Origin of the sequence: Streptococcus mitis, assembly GCF_002005545.1 — a bacterium.
GTDB lineage: Bacteria > Bacillota > Bacilli > Lactobacillales > Streptococcaceae > Streptococcus > Streptococcus mitis_I.
This window is the reverse complement of the sequence record NZ_LBMT01000006.1, coordinates 1-515: the sequence shown is the minus strand read 5'-3', so window position 1 is coordinate 515 and position 515 is coordinate 1. Positions and strand designations below refer to the sequence as shown.

Genomic DNA, 515 nt, shown 5'->3' with positions numbered 1-515 from the left:
TACATCTGGTAGATCACTGTTTGGTACTTTACCTTTACCGTCTTCACCGATTGTGACTGTGATTGGCTTGCCACCTTTACCTGGAATTTCTACCGTAGTTCCTGGTGGGTAGATTGAGCCGTCTGGTTTCTTCGGTGTTACTGTAACGTCACCTGTTTCAGGATCTCGTTTCACATCTAGTGTTGGTGTCTTACGAGCTGGTGTTGTTACATCCACTGGTTGTGATGGTTTCTTGTTAGGTTCTGTTACTGTTCCTGTACCTGGGACATTTGTCTTAGGAAGGTTGTCATTTGGTACTTCACCTGAACCATTGTCACCAATTGTTACTGTGATTGTTGTTCCATTTTCTCCTGGAATTTCTACCCTGCTACCTGATGGGTAAGTTGTTCCATCTGGTTTCTTAGGCGTTACAATCGCATTTCCATTTGGTTGTTGAGTAATCTCAATCTTACCTGGTTTTTCAGTTACTGGTGTTTCTGGTGTGAATTTAGCTGGTGTTGTTACATTAGGAACTT

General features: G+C 42.5%; 1 protein-coding gene. It reads right to left on the bottom strand.

The annotated features are described in order from the left end of the window. On the bottom strand, positions 1 to 515 hold a 515-nt coding region (locus QS39_RS11115; RefSeq protein WP_219335921.1), incomplete at both ends, for a hypothetical protein.